The sequence below is a fragment of the Streptomyces sp. NPDC039480 genome, assembly GCF_055597165.1.
In genome coordinates, this window is sequence record NZ_JBVITX010000007.1 from 47464 (window position 1) to 65409 (window position 17946).

A 17946-nucleotide genomic window follows, 5' to 3' on the forward strand; every position below is an offset into this window, starting at 1 on the left:
GTGCGGGACATCGGCCGAAGACCCCCGGGCGTCTACAGGGCCGGGGGTCTTGGTCGATCGTACGGTTCAGGGCGCTCGGGCGGTCGTACGGTTCAGGCCGTGCGGTGGCGGAGGAGGCGGAAGGCGGCGTACGTGGCGAGGGCGGCGAGGGCGAGGACGATGCCGGTCTCGATCAACTGGACGTGCCAGAAGTGGGATCGGGGGTGGTAGTCCATGTACCAGCCGGTGACCTTAGTGTCGGTGGGGCAGGAGAAGCCGGGGTCCGGCTTCGGGATGCACGCCTGCTCGATGAAGCGGTCACCGGCGGCGTTGGTGACTCCCTGGTCCATGCTGAAGGAGCCCCACGGGAACCTGGTGGGCCAGGTGTTGTCCTTGGTGGCGGGCCCGGAGGCGGTGTCCACCGGCACCAGGTGCCAGCGGATGCTGCCGAGGCTCCACAGGACGAGCCCGGTGATGGCCCCGGTGGCGGCCATCGCGAGCAGCGTGCGGCGTACGGCGAACCCGATGAGCGTGCCGAGCGCCACGGCGAACAGGGAGTACGCGACGAGGGCGGGGCCGATCGCCTCGTAGACGCCCCGGTCGGCCCAGTGGAGGGGCGAACGGCCGCCGAGCACGTCGGAGGCCCCGAGCCGGAACGCCACCAGGAGGACGAGCGTCCCGAACGCGGCGAGCGCGGCGGCCGTGCTCAGCTTGGCGGCGAGCCAGCGCGCGGGTGAGACGGACTGCGTCCAGGAGACCTTGTGGACGCCGCTCTCCAACTCGCGTGCCACCAACGGGCCCGCGACGAACGCGCCGATGAGCAGCGGGACGAGGAGCAGGCCTATGGAGCCGCTCTCCATGCTGGCGTCGAGCAGGTCCTTGGCGCTGGCGAAGCCGAGGAAGGAGTCGCAGGCCTCGCCCACGACACAGTTGTCGTCGGCGACCGGATAGGCGCTCGCGGCCCAGCGCAGCCAGCCGGAGTAGGCGACCGCGAGGACGAGGACGGCACCGGCCGTGAGGAGCGCGGTGCGGTGCACCCGTACGTCCACCCAGCGCGGGCCCCGCAGAGTCGGCAGGCTCATGCCGTCACCCCCGGCTGGGACGTGGCGGTCGTGCTCGGTGTCAGTAGGGGTGGGGCATCCGGGGAGCGGAGGTGGGCGAGCAACAGTTCCTCCAGGGAAGGCTCTTGTACGTCCCAGCCGTCGCCGACCGGGCCCTCGGGGCGGATCAGGGCGGTCAGGCCGCGCCCGGTGGCGCGGGACTCGATGACGGTGTGCCGGGCGAGGTCGGCGGCCGGGCGCGCGCCCGTCACCAGGGCGTGCGAGGTGACGATGTCGTCGATGCCGCCGCCGAGCCGGATGCGGCCCTCGGAGACGAGGAGCAAGTGGTCGCAGGCGTCGGCCAGTTCGCCCACGATGTGCGAGGACATGACGACGGTCGTGCCGTGTTCGGCGGCCTCCGCCATGAGCGTGCCCATGAGCTGGTGGCGGGATGGGGGTCCCCCCTGCTCCTTAAGAGCTTGGGGGAGGGTCGAGGTCGGCCATCGGCTCGTCGAGGAGCAGCAGTTCGGCGCGTTTGCCGAGCGCGAGAGCGAGCGCGACGCGGGTGCGCTGACCGCCGGAGAGCGTGCGGACGCGGGCGCCGGGATCGAGGTCGCCGCCGGCCAGGACGCGTTCGGCGACGGCCATGTCCCAACGGTCGGGGTTGAGTTCGGCGCCGAGTCGCAGCGTGTCGGTGATGGTCAGCCGCGGGTGGAGCGGCTTGTCCTGGGCGACGTACGCCACGCGGGGGCGGGCCTTCGCGGGGCTGGTGCCGAGCACGGTGAGCGTGCCGCCGCCGGGCCGGTCGAGCGCGGCCGCGAGGGAGAGCAGCGTGGACTTGCCGGCGCCGTTGGGTCCGACGACCGCGCAGACGCGCCCGACCGGCAGGCGGAACGAGCAGTCGCGCAGGGCCTGGCGGCGGCCGAAGCGTCTGGACAAGGCGTGCGCCTCGATGGCGGTGTCGGTCATACGGGGTCCCCCTTGGTTGCTGCGGGTGCTGCGGGTGTGGTGGTTGCTGGGGTCTGTGCGGGTGCTGTGGTCGGTGGGTCGAACTGGTCTTCCAGTACGGCGTTGAAGAGCGCCGCCACGTCGTCCTTCTCCAGGCCCGCCGCCCGGGCCCGCGCGGTCCACTCGACGAGCTCCCCCCGAAGCGGTGAGTCGGCGGGCGCGCTGCCCAGCGTTCTGCGGACGAAGGTGCCGAGGCCGCGGCGGGCCTCCACCAGGCCTTCGCGCTCCAGCTCGCGGTAGGCCTTCAGGACCGTGTTCGGGTTGATGGCCGTGGCCTCGACGACCTCGCGGGCCGTGGGCAGCTTGTCGCCGGGCTCCAGCAGGCCGAGGCGGAGGGCCTGGTGGGTCTGCTGGACGATCTGGAGGTACGTGGCGACGCCGCTGCGCCGGTCGATGCGGTATTCGACCACTGCCTTGCACCACCCTTTCACTAATTGAGTAGTGAAAGGGTGGTGCAAGAAAGGGGCGGCGTCAAGCGACGCCGCCCCGGAACTTTCGTTGGCTCGGACTCCGTCGGCCGGACTCCGTCGGTCGGGCTCAGGTCTCCGTGCGGTACATCAGGTCCGTCTCGTACGTGACGAAGCCGAGGCGCTCGTAGACGCTGACGGCCGCCTTGTTGTCCGCGTCCACGTAGAGCATCGCGGTGGGCAGGCCCGCCTGCGCGAGGTGGCGCAGGCCCGTCGTGGTCAGGGCCTTGCCGAGGCCGCCGCCCTGGGCGCCGGGCCGTACGCCCAGGACGTACACCTCGCCGAGGCGCTCCTCCGCGTGCACCTTCGTCCAGTGGAAGCCGACCAGCTCGCCGTCGCTCTCCCGCACGGCGAGGAAGAAGCCCGCCGGGTCGAACCACGGCTGCGCCTTGCGGTCGTCGAGGTCGCGCTGGGTGAGGGAGCCCTGCTCGGGGTGGTGCGCGAAGGCCTCGGCGTTCACCGCGAGCCAGGCCGTGTCGTCCTGGCCCGGCACGAAGGTGCGGACGGAGATGCCCTCGGGGAGGGGCGGCTCGGACAGGTCCAGGGTCTGGTCCGTCAAGGGGCGGCGCATCTGGCGCAGTTCGCGGAACAGGGCGAGGCCGAGCACCTGTGCCAGGTGGCGGGCCGCGGAGTGTCCGCCGTGCGCCCACACGCGCAGGCGCCGGCCCGACTCGTGCAGCAGCGCCGTGCCGAGCGCCCTGCCGTGCCCGTGCCCGCGCCGCGAGGGGTGTACGACGAGCTCGGCGGCGGGTGCCTCCACGGGGTCGGTGTCCTCCAGCTGCGCGTATCCGACGAGCTGGTCGTCGACGGTGAGCAGCAGGTGCCGGACGCCTTCGCGGGCGTCGCCCCGGAGCTGCAGCCGACCCTGCTCGGAGACTGCCTGCTGGCCGTCCGTACGGGCGGCTTCGGCGAGCAGCCCGAGCACGGCGTCGGCCTGCGCCGGGGTGAGGGAGGTGAGGGTGTCGATCTTGCGGAGGGGGGTGGGGGAGGCCTCGGCGGGGCGGTCGTCAGTCATGACCCGAGCGTATTCTGGCGGGGCGCCTTTGGGGGTGGGGCATCGCGCTGCGCGCTCGCGTCCTCAGGCGCCGGACGGGCTTGATCTCTTGGCTTGCCGTGCGTTGCCACCCGCGGCGGGTGGTGGGTTGTCGCGCTGCGCGCTCGTCCTCAAACGCCGGACGGGCTGGAACCCCCGCACCAGGACGAGCCGGCCTCCCGCCCCGTCCTCAAGCGCAGGTCGAATGTTGGTTGAGGAGCAATCAGGATGTAACCCGCGAACCTCTGTTGCGCTACGCGCGTTGACTCTAGGCTTCGGGCCGTCCCGTTTTCTTAGACCTTCCCCGGGGGAGCGCGTGCCCGCCATAGCTAAGCACCGAAGGCCCAGACGCCGTACCACTCGCGTTCTCGCCGTGGCGGCGGGGCTCGCCACCGTGGGGGCGCTTGTCGCTTCGCTGCCCGCCAGTGCGGGGCAGGACGGGGTGGACGGCGGGAAGGACGGTGGCAAGAAGCGGACCGTGGACGTGCAGTTGTTGTCGTTCAATGACTTCCACGGGAATCTCCAGCCCCCGGCGGGATCTTCGGGGCAGGTCACGGAGAAGCAGGCCGACGGGAGCGAGAAGAAGATCGACGCGGGCGGGGCCGAGTACCTCGCGACGTCGTTGCGTACCGCCCGCAAGGGCCACCCCTACAGCGTCACCGCCGCCGCCGGCGACCTCATCGGCGGCAGCCCGCTGCTCTCCGGGCTCTTCCACGACGAGCCCACCGTCGAGGCGATGAACAAGCTCGGCCTGGACGTCAGCAGCGTCGGTAATCATGAGTTCGACGAGGGGGCCGCCGAGCTGGCCCGTATGCAGAACGGTGGCTGTCACCCCAAGGACGGGTGCTTCGAGAAGGACCGGGAGGGGGAGCCGAAGGAGTTCGAGGGCGCGGATTATCCCTATCTCGCCGCCAACGTCACGAACGAGAAGTCCGGCAAGCCCATCCTGAAGCCCTACTGGGTGTGGAAGGAAAAGGGCGTCAAGGTGGGATTCATCGGAGTGACCCTGGAAGGCACTCCGGACATCGTCTCCGCCGAGGGCGTCAAGGGGCTGAAGTTCCACGACGAGATCGAGACCGTCAACAAGTACGCGAAGATCCTCGACAAGCAGGGCGTGAAGTCCATCGTCACCCTCATCCACGAGGGCGGCGCCCCGGCCGGCCAGGCGTACAACTACGACTGCGATTCTCCGGGCGCCGGCGACGGGATCTCCGGGCCGATCACCACCATCGCCAAGGGCATCACGCCCAAGGTCGACGCGCTCGTCACCGGGCACACGCACGCCGCGTACGTCTGCACGATCCCCGACCCGTCGGGCAAGCCCCGCATGGTGACCTCGGCGTCGTCCTTCGGGAAGCTCTACACCGACACCACGCTGACGTACGACCGCAGGACCAAGGACATCGTGCGGACCAGCGTGAAGTCGGCGAACCACGTCGTCAGCCGTGAGCAGGCCAAGGCGCCCGACATGACGTCGCTCATCTCGCGCTGGGACAAGCTCGCCGCGCCCGTCGCCAACAAGGCGGTCGGGTACATCTCCGCCGACATCCCGGGCCGCGGCGCCACCACCCCCGAGTCCCCGCTCGGCGACCTGATCGCCGACGCGCAGCTCGCGCACGCCAAGTCGCTCGACCCCGAGGCCGACCTGGCACTGATAAACCCCGGCGGCATCCGCTCCGACCTCGTCCACAAGGCGAGCGGCAGCGAGGGGGACGGGGTCGTCACGTACGGCGAGGCGTTCACCGTGCAACCCTTCAGCAACACCGTCAACCTGGTCGACCTGACCGGCGCGCAGCTCGTCACCGCCCTGAAGCAGCAGGTCAGCGGGGCCAACCAGGCCTCGCCGAAGATCCTTCAGGTGTCCGCAGGGCTGACATACACCCTCGACATGACGAAGGCCGGCGCCGACCGTGTCGTCACCGACTCCATCAAGCTGAACGGCAAGCCGCTCGACCCGGCGGCCACCTACCGCGTCGCCCTGAACTCCTTCCTCGCGGGCGGCGGCGACGGCCTCCCCGAGCTGGGCAAGGGCACGAAGCCGTTGGTCGGCGCGGATGATCTGAAGGCGTTCAACGACTATCTGGCCGCCAACTCCTCGGCGGACAGGCCGATCGCGCCGCCGAAGGCCGACCGCATTACCGTAGTGAAGTGAAAACAGCGCGTTAAAGAACTCGCCGATATCGGTTCTTACCGGGTGTAAGGCTTGGGGTGGGGTGTGAACGTATGGTGAGATCACTCGATGCGTTCCCCCCACCGCATAGCCACGCCGCCTTCGGAACCACAACCACCGGTCACCTCGTACACCAACCCGTACGACGAACTGGGCGCCCTCGCGCCCAACCCGCTGGAGGAGTTCCTCCAGGAGGACAGAGACAAGGCCGGGCTTGACGCGGACGTTCCCTGGACTCCGCCCAACCACCGCCGCGGCAGCCGTAACCGCAGCCGTCGCCGTCGCAACCGCTTCGCCGGTCTGCCGCTCGCCGCGAAGGCCGTGGTCGCCGTCCTCGTCGCCACCGCGTTCCTCGCACTCGGTGACCGCTGGGCCCTGCTCTACGCCGAGCACGAGGCCGCGGACAAGCTCAAGGACCAGCTGAACCTGAGCGCGGCGCCCGAGGTCGAGATCGAAGGGTTCCCCTTCCTCACGCAGGTCTTCGACAAGCGCGTGGACAAGGTGAAGGTGACCGTCCCCGACGTCGCGGCCGACCGGGTCTCGCTCGCCAAGGTCTCCGCGACCGCGTCGGACGTGACCATCGACGGCGACGGACCCACCTCGATCACCGGCGCCACCATCGGGCAGATGGACGGCGAGGTCCTGCTCTCCTTCGAGGACCTCAACCGCGAACTCGGGGCCTCCCAGGTCACGTTCACAGGGCGGGGCACCGACCAGGTCCTCGCGCGCGGCACGCTGCCCGTCGCGGGCCACGACCTGAAGGTGCGCGCCGACGCCCGCATCCAGCGCAACGGCGACCGCGGCATCTCCACCGACATCGACGGCATGAGCCTGCAACTCGGCGACCTGGCGACCTACCGCCCGGGTACGCGCGAGAAGGAGGGCCTGCACCTGTCGAAGAGCTCCGCCGACCGCGTCGCCGAGGAGACGGCGAAGGCGAAGGCGCTGCTCTCCGTCCCGGCGATCGTCGAGCGGCTCGGCGTCCCGAAGGACGTGGTGCGCGGCGCCCTGAAGAGCGATGAGAAGCTCAACGACCTCACCGGCTCACCGCGGTTCGTGGACGACGTGATGGGCCTCAACCTCATCGACGTGGCGATGGGCCACCCCGAGCTCCTCAAGAAGCTGGGCCTCGACCCCGCCCTCCTGAACGGGCTCTCCCAGCTCACCCGCCCCGTCCTCGCCGACCGCCTCACCCTCGCCTTCCAGCTGCCGAAGCTGCCGGGGACCGGGTCGATGGCGCTGCGCGACGTGACGGTGGAGAAGGAGGGCATCCGGGTGCGGATCGCGGGGGCCGGGATCGGCATCGGGCGTTAGGGCACGAACACGTCAGGGGCTTCAGGACACGAATCGGCCGTCCCGCAGGGCCAGTTCACTGCCCTCGAACCGTTCCCGCAGCCGCCGGTCGTGGCTGACGATCACCAGCGTGCCCCGGTACTGGGCGAGCGCCGCCTCCAGGTCCTCCACCAGGGCGGGGGAGAGGTGGTTCGTCGGCTCGTCCAGGAGCAGCAGGTCCAGCGGGCGGGACACGAGTCGGGCGAGTTCCAGGCGGCGGCGCAGGCCCACCGAGAGGGTGCGCACCGGTCGGTCGAGGTCCGCCTCGCGGAAGAGCCCGAGGGAGAGCAGCTCGTCGCGGCACTCCTCGCGGTGTCCGTGTTCGTCGCCGAAGACTGACATCACCGTACGGCTCTCCTGCCACAGGGAGTTGTCCTGCCGGAGCAGGCCGACTTGCGCGGGCCGGCGGACCTCCCCGCTCGCGGGTGTCAGCTCCCCGGCGAGCAGCCGCAGCAGCGTCGACTTGCCCGCGCCGTTCGGCCCGGTGACGAGCAGCCGCTCGCCCGCGCCGATCCGCAGCGTGCCGTCCACGGTGAGGCGCCCCGGCACCCGTACGTCGGTCAGTTCCACCGCCCCGGAGGCCTCGCCCCGGACCCGCGCGGTGAAGCGCAGGGGCCGCGGGGGCGGCGGCACCGGCTGCTCGGTGAGGCGCTGCAGCCGCTCCCGCGCGCTGCGGATGCGGCTCATCGCGCCGTGCGCCCGCGACCTGGCACGGAAGGCACCGGCGCCGCTGAACGCGGCGGGTGCCTTGCGGGGGATCGCGGAGAGCAGCCCGATGTTGGACTCGGCGAGCGCGGACTGCCGGGCCACCTCGGCGCGCCACTCCTCGTACTCGCGCTCGTGGCGGGCGCGTTCGGCGGCCTTGGCGGTCAGGTACCCGGCGTATCCGTTGCCGTAGCGGCGCACGGTCCGGGTGTCGCCGTCGACCTCCAGGACCGTCGTCATGACGCGGTCGAGGAACGCCCTGTCGTGCGTGACGGCGACCAGCGTGCCGCGGTGGGCGCGCAGCCGGTCCTCCAGCCAGCGCACGGCCTCGTCGTCGAGGTCGTTCGTCGGCTCGTCCAGGAGCAGCAGCTCCGGGGCGGCCGCGAGGGTCCCGGCGAGGGCGAGGCGGGCGCGCCGGCCGCCGGAGAGCGTGCCGAGCGGGCGGGCGCGGTCCAGCGGGCCGCGTTCGCCGAGGCGGCGCAGGCCGACCTCGACCCGCCGGTCCGCGTCGTGCCCGCCGCGCGCCTCGAACTCGGCGACCAGGGCGGCATAACGGTCGTACGCGGCCGGGTCCGCGCCCTCCAGGGAGGACTCGGCGATCCTGATCCGCCGCTCCAGGGACCGCAGTTCGGCCAGGGCGTGGTCGATCGCGTCGCCGACCGTCGCGGTGTCCGGCAGGTCGAGGGTCTGCGCGAGGTGCCCGATGCCGCCGGGGGCGACGACGGTGAGGCTGCCGTTGTCGGGCTCCTCCTGCCCCGCGATGAGCCGCAGCAGCGTGGACTTGCCGGCTCCGTTGTCCCCGATGACGCCCGCCTTCTCGCCGGGCCGGACGGTGAGGGAGACCCGGTCGAGGACCAGGCGGTCGTCGTAGCGCTTGGTGAGGTCGGTGAGGGTGAGCTGGGAGACGGCGGGAGCGGTGACTGGGAACAAGTGGGTCCTCTTTGCTCGGGGGCAGGGGCGGTGACGCTTGGGCCACACTGGCACGAGACGTCTCGTCTCGCATCCATGTTTACGGAAAGGTAGCGCACTTCGGACCGTCCCGCAAGACGTTCCGTCTCGTTCAGGTGGAGGGAGTCTCCGGCGGCGGAGTCGCCGCCCCCGGCAGCTGCATCGTCGCCACCGTGCCGCCCCCCTCGGCCGCCGTCAGCGTCACCTCGCCGCCCGACTGCCGCACCGTACGGGCCACGATGGACAGGCCGAGGCCCGATCCCGGCAGGGAGCGTGCGGACGGTGAGCGCCAGAACCGGTCGAAGACGTGCGGGAGTTCGTCCGCGGGGATGCCGGGGCCGTGGTCGCGCACCGTCAGCCGGCCGCGGTCGAGGGTGACCTCCACCGTGCCGCCCCGCGGGCTGAACTTCACCGCGTTGTCCAGGATGTTGACGATGGCCCGCTCCAGGGCGGGCGGCTCCACGCGCACGTACCAGGGCGCGAGCTCCGCGGTGATCGTCAGCTCGGGGCCGCGCAGCCGGGCCCGTTCGATGGCGGTCCTGGTGACGTCGTGCAGGGCGACGACCTGGACCTTGGCGCCGCCGGCCCCGGTGTCGGGGCGGGACAGCTCCTGGAGGTCGCCGATGAGGACGGCGAGCTCGGTCATCTGCGCGGTGACCGAGGCGAGGAGCGCCTTGCGGTCGTCGGGCGGGATGGCCCGGCCCGTCTCCTCGCTGCGGGCGAGCAGCTCGATGTTGGTCCGCAGGGAGGTCAGCGGCGTGCGCAGCTCGTGGCCGGCGTCGGCGATCAGCTGCTGCTGGAGGTCGCGGGAGGACGCCAGTGAGGCGGTCATGGAGTTGAAGGACTCGGAGAGGCGGGCGATCTCGTCGTCGCCGCCGACCGGGATGCGGAGGTTCAGGTCCTCGGTGCGGGCGACGTGCTCGACGGCCTCGGTGAGCCGGTCGACGGGGCGCAGTCCGGTGCGGGCGACCCAGAGCCCGGCGGCTCCGGCGCCGAGTACGCCGACGCCGGCGACGACGAGCAGGATCAGGGCGAGGTTGTCGAGGGTGTCGTCCATCTCGCTGAGCGGGCGGGCCACGGAGACGGCGAGCGAGAGCTGCGGGTAGTCGTCCAGCGGGTAGGTGTAGACGCGGTACTTCTCGCCGTTCGCCGCGGTGGTGTTGTGGTACGTCGCCGACCTCTCGCGGGCGGCGACCGCGGTGTCCGCGTCGCTGACCTTGATCGACTGGCGGCCGAGGATGATGCAGTTCGTGCCGTTCTCGGCCACGACCTGGATCGTCTGTTTGTACAGGTCCGGGTTGTCGCGGCCGGGAATCTCCCGCAGGCAGCGCGCCCCGCCGGCCACCGGGTCGATGTCGATCCGCTGGACCACGTCACCCGGCTTGGGGCGATTGCTGCTCAGCGCGTCGTCCAGCGAGTCCATGAGGGCGTTGCGCACCACGAACCAGCACGTGACGGCAGCCGCCGCGACCGCGAGGGCCACCGCCACCGTCACCAGCAACGCCAAGCGCGACCGCAAAGGCAGACCACGAAAGCGCTGCTGCACCCTGTTCACTCGCCGCCCCGCAGCACGTACCCGACACCCCGCACCGTGTGCACGAGGCGCGGCTCGCCGGCCGCCTCCGTCTTGCGGCGCAAGTACATGACGTACACGTCGAGGGAGTTGGACGTCGGCTCGAAGTCGAAGCCCCAGACCGCCTTGAGGATCTGCTCACGGGTGAGGACCTGGCGCGGGTGCGCGAGGAACATCTCCAGGAGGGTGAACTCCGTGCGGGTCAGCTCGACCGTCCGCCCGCCCCGTGTGACCTCGCGCGTCGCGAGGTCCATCCGCAGGTCGGCGAAGGCGAGCGTGTCGCCCTCGGCGGCCTGCCCGGCCCCCGCCGCGTACGAACTGCGGCGCAGCAGCGCGCGGATGCGGGCGAAGAGCTCGTCCAGCTCGAACGGCTTGACCAGGTAGTCGTCGGCGCCCGCGTCGAGTCCCGTGACGCGGTCGCCGACGGTGTCGCGCGCGGTCAGCATCAGGATCGGCGTGGTCGAGCCGGTGGCGCGGAGCCTGCGCGCCGCGGTGAGGCCGTCCATGCGGGGCATCTGGATGTCGAGCACGACGAGGTCGGGGCGGTACGCCGCGGCCTTCTCCAGCGCGTCTGCACCGTCGACGGCGACCTCCGTGCCGTACCCCTCGAAGGCGAGGCTGCGCCGCAGCGCCTCCCGCACGGCGGGTTCGTCGTCCACGATCAGGATGCGCAGCTGCTCGCGGTCACCGGTGCGGTCGCCTTCGGCGGGGCTCATGGGCTTCGGACTTCCTCGGGTCAGGAGCGGGACGGGGCCGGTACTGCCGGTATCAGCCTCGCACGCGGGCGCGGGGTCCGGCTGCCGTCACGTCTTCGAGCCGGACCGCAGCTTGCCGAGGTCGTCCTTGACCGTGTCGATCGGGATGGCGAAGCCGAGGCCGACACTGCCGGACGCGGACTCGCCCGTGCCCTGACCGGACGAACTGGGCGAGTACATCGCCGAGTTGATGCCGATGATGTTGCCGTTCATGTCGATGAGGGCGCCGCCGGAGTTGCCGGGGTTGAGCGAGGCGTCGGTCTGGAGCGCCTTGTACGTGGTCTTCGACGACCCGGTGTCGCCGTTGAACTCCCGGCCGTCGAACTCGAACGGCCAGCCGCCCTGCGGGTCCTGCGGCTGCTCCTGCCCGTCGCCCGTGGAGACGGTGACGTCGCGGTCGAGCGCGGAGATGATGCCGCTGGTGACGGTGCCGGTCAGGCCCTCGGGGGAACCGATGGCGACGACCTCGTCGCCGACCTTGACGTTCTCGGAGTTGCCGAGGGTCGCGGGCTTGAGCCCGGAGGCGCCCTTCAGCTGGATGAGCGCCAGGTCCTTCTTGCTGTCGGTGCCGACGACCTCGGCGTCGTACGTCTTGCCGTCGTTCGTCCGCACCTTGATCGACGAGGCGCCCGCGATGACGTGGTTGTTGGTGATGATCTCGCCGTCGCTCGTGGTGATCACACCGGAGCCCGTCGACTTGCCCTGCCCGGTCGTGGCGCTGATCTCGACGATGCTGGGGCTGACCGCCTCGGCGACTCCGGAGACGGTGCCCTTCTTGCTCGTCGGCACGACGTCCGTGCTGGTGGCGGTGGAGCCGCCGTCCCTGTCGGTGAGCGTCTGCACGCCGTACGCGGTGCCGCCGCCCACCACCGCCGCCGCGATCGCGACGGCCGCGAGCAGGGCCGCGGGGCCCTTGGCGCGACGGCGCCGGGCGGGGGCGGGGGCGTGCAGGGGGTCTGATGCCTGAGGTGCCTCCGGCGCGTGAGCGGGCGGGGGCGGATACGCACCGTGCGCGTACGCTCCCTGCGTACCGCCGTGGTGCACAGGCGCTGACGACTGCTGCTGGGGGTACTCGCCGCTGTGGCGGAAGGTCTCGGTCATGACACTGAGACTGGCGGCCGTAAATGAGAGCTGCCTGAGTACGTCCTGAGAAGCCCGGCAGAAGTGCGTATGCCCGATATAAGGGCGAGCACGGGTACGGCCGGCGAGGCGCTACTTGCAGCCGCAGGACTGCCGCACGACCAGCCGGGACGGGAACAGCTTCAGCCGCTCCCGCCGCGACCCCGCGACCCGCAGACCGTCGTCCAGGACGAGATCCACCGCCGCGCGCGCCATCGCGGGCCGGTCCGACGCCACCGTCGTCAGCGGCGGATCCGTGAGGCCCGCCTCCTTGACGTCGTCGAAGCCGGCGACGGCCAGCTCGCCCGGCACGTCGATGCGCAGCTCCCGCGCCGCCCGCAGGATGCCGATGGCCTGGTCGTCCGTGGAGCAGAAGATCGCGGTGGGCCTGTCGGGCCCGGCGAGCAGCCGCAGGCCGACCTGATAGGCGTCGTAGCGGTTGTACGGCGCTTCGAAGAGCCGGCCCTCCACCGAGCGCCCGGCCTCCCGCATCGCGCGCCGCCACCCCTCGACGTGGTCGGAGACGGGGTCGCCGACGGTCGGGGTCTCGGCCATGCCGCCGAGGCAGGCGACGAACTCGTGGCCGTGTTCGAGCAGGTGCCGGGTGGCGAGCTGCGCGCCGCCGACGTCGTCCGTGACGACCGCGACGTCGTCGATGGCCTCGGGGCGCTCGTGCAGGAGCACCACGCGGGCGTCCCACGCGTCTATCTCGGCGGCGGCCTGGTCGGTCAGGCCGTGGCTGACGAGGATGAGGCCGGAGACCCGCATGCCGAGGAAGGCGCGGAGATAGTGGGTCTCGCGCTCCTCGACATAGTCGGAGTTGCCGACGAGGACCATCTTTCCGCGCTCGGACGCGGCCTGTTCGACGGCGTGCGTCATCTCCGCGAAGAAGGGCTGCCGCGCGTCCGGCACGATCATGCCTATGAGGTCGGTGCGCCGCGAGGCCATGGCCTGGGCGACCCTGTCGGGCCGGTACCCCAGCTCCTTGATCGCGGCGAGTACCCGCTCGCGCGTGGCCGGGGCGACCGGCCGGGGTCCGTTGTTGATGACGTAACTGACGACCGCGGTCGAAGTACCCGCAAGTCTTGCCACGTCATCCCGAGTCACCTTGGCCACGCGCGGAGTCTACGCGGATGGAACTACCGCTGGGCAGGGCGTACGGCAGCTTCCTTCGCAGCGGGCGCCGCGGCGGCCCGGCCCGTCCCCCCGCCGTCCTCCCCGGCCCGGGGTGCGGCGGCCTTCGTCTTCTCGCTGTCGGCCGCGCGCTCGACCTTCTCCGGGGTGACGAAGCGGTAGCCGACGTTGCGGACCGTGCCGATCAGCGACTCGTGCTCGACGCCGAGCTTCGCCCGCAGGCGCCGCACGTGCACGTCGACCGTCCGCGTGCCGCCGAAGTAGTCGTAGCCCCACACCTCCTGGAGCAGCTGGGCGCGCGTGAAGACCCGCCCCGGGTGCTGCGCCAGATACTTGAGCAGCTCGAACTCCTTGAAGGTCAGGTCGAGGACCCGGCCCTTCAGCTTCGCGCTGTACGTCGCCTCGTCCACGGAGAGATCGCCGTTGCGGATCTCCATGGGGGAGTCGTCGGAGGTGATCTGCTGGCGGCCCATCGCGAGCCGCAGCCGCGCCTCGACCTCGGCGGGGCCCGCCGTGTCGAGGAGCACGTCGTCGATGCCCCAGTCCGCGGTGACGGCCGCGAGGCCGCCCTCGGTCACGACGAGGACCAGCGGACAGCCGGGCCCCGTGGAGCGCAGGAGCTGGCAGAGGCTGCGCACCTGCGGAAGGTCGCGGCGCCCGTCGACGAGGATGACGTCGGCGCCGGGGGTGTCGACGAGAGCGGGCCCCTCCGCCGGGGCGACGCGCACGTTGTGAAGGAGCAGGCCGAGAGCGGGGAGCACCTCCGTCGACGGCTGGAGGGCATTGGTCAGGAGCAGCAGAGAACTCATCGCCGACCACCTGCCCGGGTCGTCTGACTGTCCTGCACGTTTCGCTCGCCCATAACGTCGGTTCCTCCTCGGTCCCTGCGGAGGGGGTCCCCCTGCTCCTTTGAGCTTGGGGGCGTTTACGGCACTGCTTCGTACTTCGTTGTTACGTGCGCTCAAGGGGCCGCGCCCGGGGCTCCGAAAGCACAAAAGGACCCGGGGGCTGCGTTGCCCGGATCCTCTGCCCAGCAGAATAGCTCACATGAGTTCCGGTCCGGCAGGTCAAACTGCGCGATCTTCTGTGCCACCGGTCACGCGCGATCAGCGTCGCGTTCAGCGGTACGCCACGCTGCGTACACAGGACGGAGTGGCCGTCGAGGCCGCCCACGACCCCGGGCCCGACCCCGCGGGAGAGCTCGCGATCGTCGTCGCACACGGCTTCACGGGCGACCTCTCGCGGCCGCACGTGCGCCGCATCGCGGGCGTCCTGGCCCGGAGCGCGGGCGTCGTCACCTTCTCCTTCCGGGGGCACGGCCGCTCCGGAGGGCACTCCACGGTGGGCGACCGCGAGGTGCTCGACCTGGCGGCCGCGGTCGAGTGGGCGCGGTCCCTCGGCTACGCGCACGTGGTGACCGTCGGCTTCTCGATGGGCGGCTCGGTCGTGCTGCGGCACGCCGCGTCGCACAAGGGGCGCACGGAAGCGCGGACCGACGCGGTGGTCGCCGTGAGCGCACCGGCACGTTGGTTCTACCGGGGTACGGCGCCGATGCGGCGGCTGCACTGGGTCGTCACCCGGCCCGCCGGCCGGGCGGTCGGCCGCTTCGGACTGCGGACCCGAATCCACCCGCACGAGTGGGACCCCGTCCCCCTTTCGCCGGTCGAGTCCGTCCCCCTCATCGCCCCGACACCCCTTCTCGTCGTCCACGGCGACCGGGACCCGTACTTCCCGCTCGACCACCCGCGGATGCTCGCCGCGGCCGCCGCCGGCGGGGCGGAGCTGTGGCTGGAAGAGGGCATGGGGCACGCCGAGCACGCGGCGACGGACGGGCTCGTCGCACGGATCGCCTCCTGGGCCACGGCATCATGGACGTCGGCAACCGCCGAGGAGACATCGGCGACCGCCGACTGAAAGGAAGGGGAGTCGCATGGTGAACGGCACCATTCGTTACTGGGCCGCTGCCAAGGCGGCCGCGGGCGTCGCCGAGGAGCCGTACACGGCGGTGACGCTCGCCGACGCGCTGGACGCGGCACGCGAGCGGCATCCCGGCGAACTCGTCCGGGTCCTGCAGCGCTGCTCCTTCCTCGTCGACGGCGACCCCGTCGGGACCCGCGGGCATGAGACCGTACGGCTGGCCGAGGGCGGCACGGTCGAGGTGCTCCCGCCGTTCGCAGGAGGATGAGCGCCATGTCCGATCAGCCCGACGAGAGGTACACGGGGCAGCAGGGTTACGAGGGGTACGAGGGATACGAGCCGTATCCGCAGCAGTACCCCGGGCAGCAGCACCCGCAGCAGCAGCACCCGCAGCAGCCGTATCCGGAACAGCAGCAGCACCAGCCGTATCCGGAGCAGCAGTACTACGCGGAGCCGCAGCACCAGCAGCAGTACGGGCAGCCTCAGCAGCCCCAGCAGTACTACGCCGACCCTCAGCAGCAGCAGCAGTACTACCCGGACCCCCAGCAGCAGTACGGGCAGCAGCCTCAGCAGCCCCAGCAGTACTACGCCGAGCCGCAGCAGCAGTACGGCCACGAGCAGCACACCCAGCAGTGGGAGGGTCAGACCTGGGAGACCCAGGTGCAGCCGCCCGTGGCCGCCGTGGACGTGACGGAGACGGCGTACCTGCCCGCGCAGGGCGCGAACGCCGCGTACGGGCAGCCGCTGCCCCCGTCGTCCCCGTCCCCGGCCCCCTCTCCGGCCCCGGTCCCGGCCCCGGCCGCGGCACGTGCCGAGGAGCCCGCCGCGGCCCCCGGCGACGACCCCTCCTACGGCCCCGCCACCACCACGGGCAACCCCCGCGTCACCGACGCCCAGCGCGCCAGGGCCGAGGGCCGCTCGCCGATCATCGAGCCGGGGATGCAGCCCGCCGCGCTGACCGCCGTGCTCGGGCTGCTGCTCGCCGCGGGCGCCGCCGTCGGGCAGTACGCGCTGCTCGTGCCGCTGGTCCTGCTGCAGGCCGTGACCGCCGCCGGGTGGTTCCGGCTCAACGGCATGTGGCCCGCGCGGCAGGGCATCGCGCTCGCCTTCCTCGGCGGCGTCGTCGCGGACGCCGTGCTGCTCGGCGTCGGCAAGGAGCACGGACCCGCCGCCATCCTCGGCACCCTCGGCGTATGGGTGCTGCTCGTGCTGGTGCTCCAGCTGCGCAGCCACGCCGGTGCCGACGAGCGGATGTACGGCCTGATGGCCACCGTCGTCTCCGCCGCGCTCGCGATCGTCGCGGCCGGGCACCTCGCGGCCGCCTCCGACGCGGTGACCGTGGGCTGCATCGCCGTCGCCGCGGCGGTCCTCGCCCGCGCGCTGCCGCTGCCCACCCCCGCCTCCGTGGTCGTCGCCCTGCTCGCGGCCGCAGGCGCCGGGATCGCCGTCGGCGGGACCACCGACTACGGCAGCAAGGGCGCGCTGCTCGCCGTCGGCGCCGCGGTGTGCGCGCTGATCGGGCACCGGGTCGCGAGCTACGACTACCCGTCCCGCTTCGTGCACATGACGGCGGGTGTCGCGCTGCCGCTCGCGGCCGCCGCCCCGGCCGTCTACGTCCTCGGCCGTGCCATCGGCTGACCGGCACACCGATCGTCACAGCTGTTCGACAGGTCCCCGGCCGCGCTCCGCCGCCGGGGACCTGTCCTTTAGGCTCGCCGCAACGACAGTCACGGCGGGGGACAAGTGGGGGAACACCGGACATGAGCAAGCGAGCCGTACGCATACTTCTGATAGTCGTCGTGGTCCTCGGGGGTCTCTTCGTGGCCGCGGACCGGCTCGCCGTGAACTTCGCCGAGAACGAGGCGGCGGAGAAGATGCGCACCAGCGAGGGCCTGAGCGAGACGCCCGACGTCTCCATCAAGGGCTTCCCCTTCCTGACCCAGGTCGCGGGCGGCGAGCTCGACGACGTCGAGGTCGGCATCAAGAACTACGACGCCAGGTCCGGCTCCGACGCCATCCGGATCGCCGACCTCACCGCCCACATGAAGGGCGTGAAGTTCTCCGGCGACTACAGCTCGGCGACCGCCGCGACCGCCACGGGCACCGCCCACGTCTCGTACGACGAGCTCCTGAAGGCCAGCAGGTCCGAGCCCGTCGAGCTGCCGCTCGGCGCCACCGGCAAGGTGATCGGCCTCTCCGACGGCGGCAACGGCAAGATCAAGGTCGAGGTCGAGGTCAGCAAGGGCGGCGCGAAGCTGCCGAAGCCCGTCCACGTGCTCAGCTCGGTCCGCGTCGAGGGCGACACGATCAAGGTGAAGGCCGACGAGATCCCGAAGAACCTCGACGTCCTCGGCGTCTCCATCCCGCTCCCCGAGGGCATGGTGCGCGACGTCACCGACTTCGAGCAGAAGATCGACGACCTGCCGGCCGGCATCCAGCTGCAGAAGGTCGAGGCGGCACCGGACGGCGTGGACATGTCCGTGACCGGCTCCCAGGTGCGGCTGGCGGGCTGACCACAGTCCGAGACGGAGGCGTCCGCCCGGCGGATGTGAGAGGGACGACACGGAGCCCGCGGCCCCATCGGGGCGGCCGCGGGCTTCAACCATTCCCACATGGTGGACGATCGTGTCTCACTATGCGGAGCGCCGGTGACACGGCCGCCCCTCCGTCCCTACGATCGGACCCATGCAACGACAGGCGGACCTCACGAAGCGGCGGGCAGTGGACCTGTGCCGCGTCGCCGCCATGCTCTGTCGCACCTTCTAG

16 protein-coding genes and 1 pseudogene are annotated in these 17946 nt (G+C 71.7%); 7 read left to right on the forward strand and 10 right to left on the reverse strand.

Annotation, left to right across the window (positions count from 1 at the left end; all coding sequences use genetic code 11):
• Positions 1 to 92: 92 nt before the first annotated feature.
• From ACZ56E_RS22120 to mshD, 4 genes and pseudogenes are all read right to left on the reverse strand, one after another.
• Complete coding sequence (locus tag ACZ56E_RS22120; protein ID WP_471216535.1) at positions 93 to 1061, reverse strand: ABC transporter permease; 969 nt, start codon at positions 1059 to 1061, stop codon at positions 93 to 95.
• Positions 1058 to 1988: pseudogene (locus ACZ56E_RS22125) on the reverse strand (ABC transporter ATP-binding protein). The gene ACZ56E_RS22120 and the pseudogene ACZ56E_RS22125 overlap by 4 nt, the downstream one beginning before the upstream one ends.
• Positions 1985 to 2437, reverse strand: coding sequence for a GntR family transcriptional regulator (locus ACZ56E_RS22130; RefSeq protein WP_471216536.1), 453 nt, complete (start codon positions 2435 to 2437; stop codon positions 1985 to 1987). The pseudogene ACZ56E_RS22125 and the gene ACZ56E_RS22130 overlap by 4 nt, the downstream one beginning before the upstream one ends.
• Positions 2438 to 2564: 127 nt before the next feature.
• Positions 2565 to 3509 (reverse strand): mycothiol synthase, encoded by a 945-nt coding sequence (mshD, locus tag ACZ56E_RS22135; RefSeq protein WP_471216538.1) that lies wholly within the window; start codon positions 3507 to 3509, stop codon positions 2565 to 2567.
• A 334-nt stretch (positions 3510 to 3843) separates the two neighbouring features.
• Between mshD and ACZ56E_RS22140 the strand changes: the two genes are divergently transcribed.
• Both ACZ56E_RS22140 and ACZ56E_RS22145 read left to right on the forward strand, forming a co-directional pair.
• Positions 3844 to 5679, forward strand: a complete 1836-nt coding sequence (locus ACZ56E_RS22140) for a bifunctional metallophosphatase/5'-nucleotidase (protein WP_471216542.1) — start codon at positions 3844 to 3846, stop codon at positions 5677 to 5679.
• Between the two features lie 87 nt (positions 5680 to 5766).
• A complete protein-coding gene (locus ACZ56E_RS22145) occupies positions 5767 to 7011 on the forward strand; it encodes an LmeA family phospholipid-binding protein (RefSeq protein WP_471216546.1) in 1245 nt (414 codons plus the stop codon).
• Positions 7012 to 7032: 21 nt separating this feature from the next.
• Here ACZ56E_RS22145 and abc-f read toward each other — a convergent pair whose 3' ends face one another.
• From abc-f to ACZ56E_RS22175, 6 genes are all read right to left on the reverse strand, one after another.
• Positions 7033 to 8664, reverse strand: coding sequence for a ribosomal protection-like ABC-F family protein (gene abc-f / locus ACZ56E_RS22150; RefSeq protein ID WP_471216550.1), 1632 nt, complete (start codon positions 8662 to 8664; stop codon positions 7033 to 7035).
• A gap of 130 nt (positions 8665 to 8794) precedes the next feature.
• A complete protein-coding gene (locus ACZ56E_RS22155) occupies positions 8795 to 10237 on the reverse strand; it encodes a sensor histidine kinase (protein WP_471216554.1) in 1443 nt (480 codons plus the stop codon).
• Positions 10234 to 10971 carry a response regulator transcription factor gene (locus ACZ56E_RS22160; protein WP_398302761.1) on the reverse strand — a complete coding sequence of 246 codons (738 nt, stop codon included), beginning with the start codon at positions 10969 to 10971 and terminating at the stop codon, positions 10234 to 10236. Before ACZ56E_RS22160 ends, ACZ56E_RS22155 begins: the two co-directional genes overlap by 4 nt.
• Before the next feature lie 87 nt (positions 10972 to 11058).
• A complete protein-coding gene (locus ACZ56E_RS22165) occupies positions 11059 to 12111 on the reverse strand; it encodes a S1C family serine protease (RefSeq protein ID WP_471216557.1) in 1053 nt (350 codons plus the stop codon).
• 111 nt (positions 12112 to 12222) lie between these two features.
• Complete coding sequence (locus tag ACZ56E_RS22170) at positions 12223 to 13245, reverse strand: LacI family DNA-binding transcriptional regulator (RefSeq protein WP_362993903.1); 1023 nt, start codon at positions 13243 to 13245, stop codon at positions 12223 to 12225.
• A gap of 23 nt (positions 13246 to 13268) precedes the next feature.
• On the reverse strand, positions 13269 to 14072 hold the full coding sequence (locus ACZ56E_RS22175; RefSeq protein WP_471216560.1) for a response regulator transcription factor: 804 nt from the start codon (positions 14070 to 14072) through the stop codon (positions 13269 to 13271).
• A 238-nt stretch (positions 14073 to 14310) separates the two neighbouring features.
• Between ACZ56E_RS22175 and ACZ56E_RS22180 the strand changes: the two genes are divergently transcribed.
• The 5 genes from ACZ56E_RS22180 (at position 14311) to ACZ56E_RS22200 (ending at position 17946) form a co-directional block, all read left to right on the forward strand.
• Positions 14311 to 15177: an alpha/beta hydrolase gene (locus ACZ56E_RS22180; RefSeq protein WP_471216562.1), complete on the forward strand. Its 867-nt coding sequence runs from the start codon at positions 14311 to 14313 to the stop codon at positions 15175 to 15177.
• 16 nt (positions 15178 to 15193) lie between these two features.
• Positions 15194 to 15448 carry a MoaD/ThiS family protein gene (locus ACZ56E_RS22185; RefSeq protein ID WP_471216565.1) on the forward strand — a complete coding sequence of 85 codons (255 nt, stop codon included), beginning with the start codon at positions 15194 to 15196 and terminating at the stop codon, positions 15446 to 15448.
• Between the two features lie 5 nt (positions 15449 to 15453).
• Positions 15454 to 16818, forward strand: coding sequence for a hypothetical protein (locus ACZ56E_RS22190; protein ID WP_471216567.1), 1365 nt, complete (start codon positions 15454 to 15456; stop codon positions 16816 to 16818).
• A 122-nt stretch (positions 16819 to 16940) separates the two neighbouring features.
• Positions 16941 to 17693 (forward strand): LmeA family phospholipid-binding protein, encoded by a 753-nt coding sequence (locus ACZ56E_RS22195; protein WP_468612500.1) that lies wholly within the window; start codon positions 16941 to 16943, stop codon positions 17691 to 17693.
• A 172-nt stretch (positions 17694 to 17865) separates the two neighbouring features.
• On the forward strand, positions 17866 to 17946 hold the full coding sequence (locus tag ACZ56E_RS22200; protein ID WP_351007875.1) for a putative leader peptide: 81 nt from the start codon (positions 17866 to 17868) through the stop codon (positions 17944 to 17946).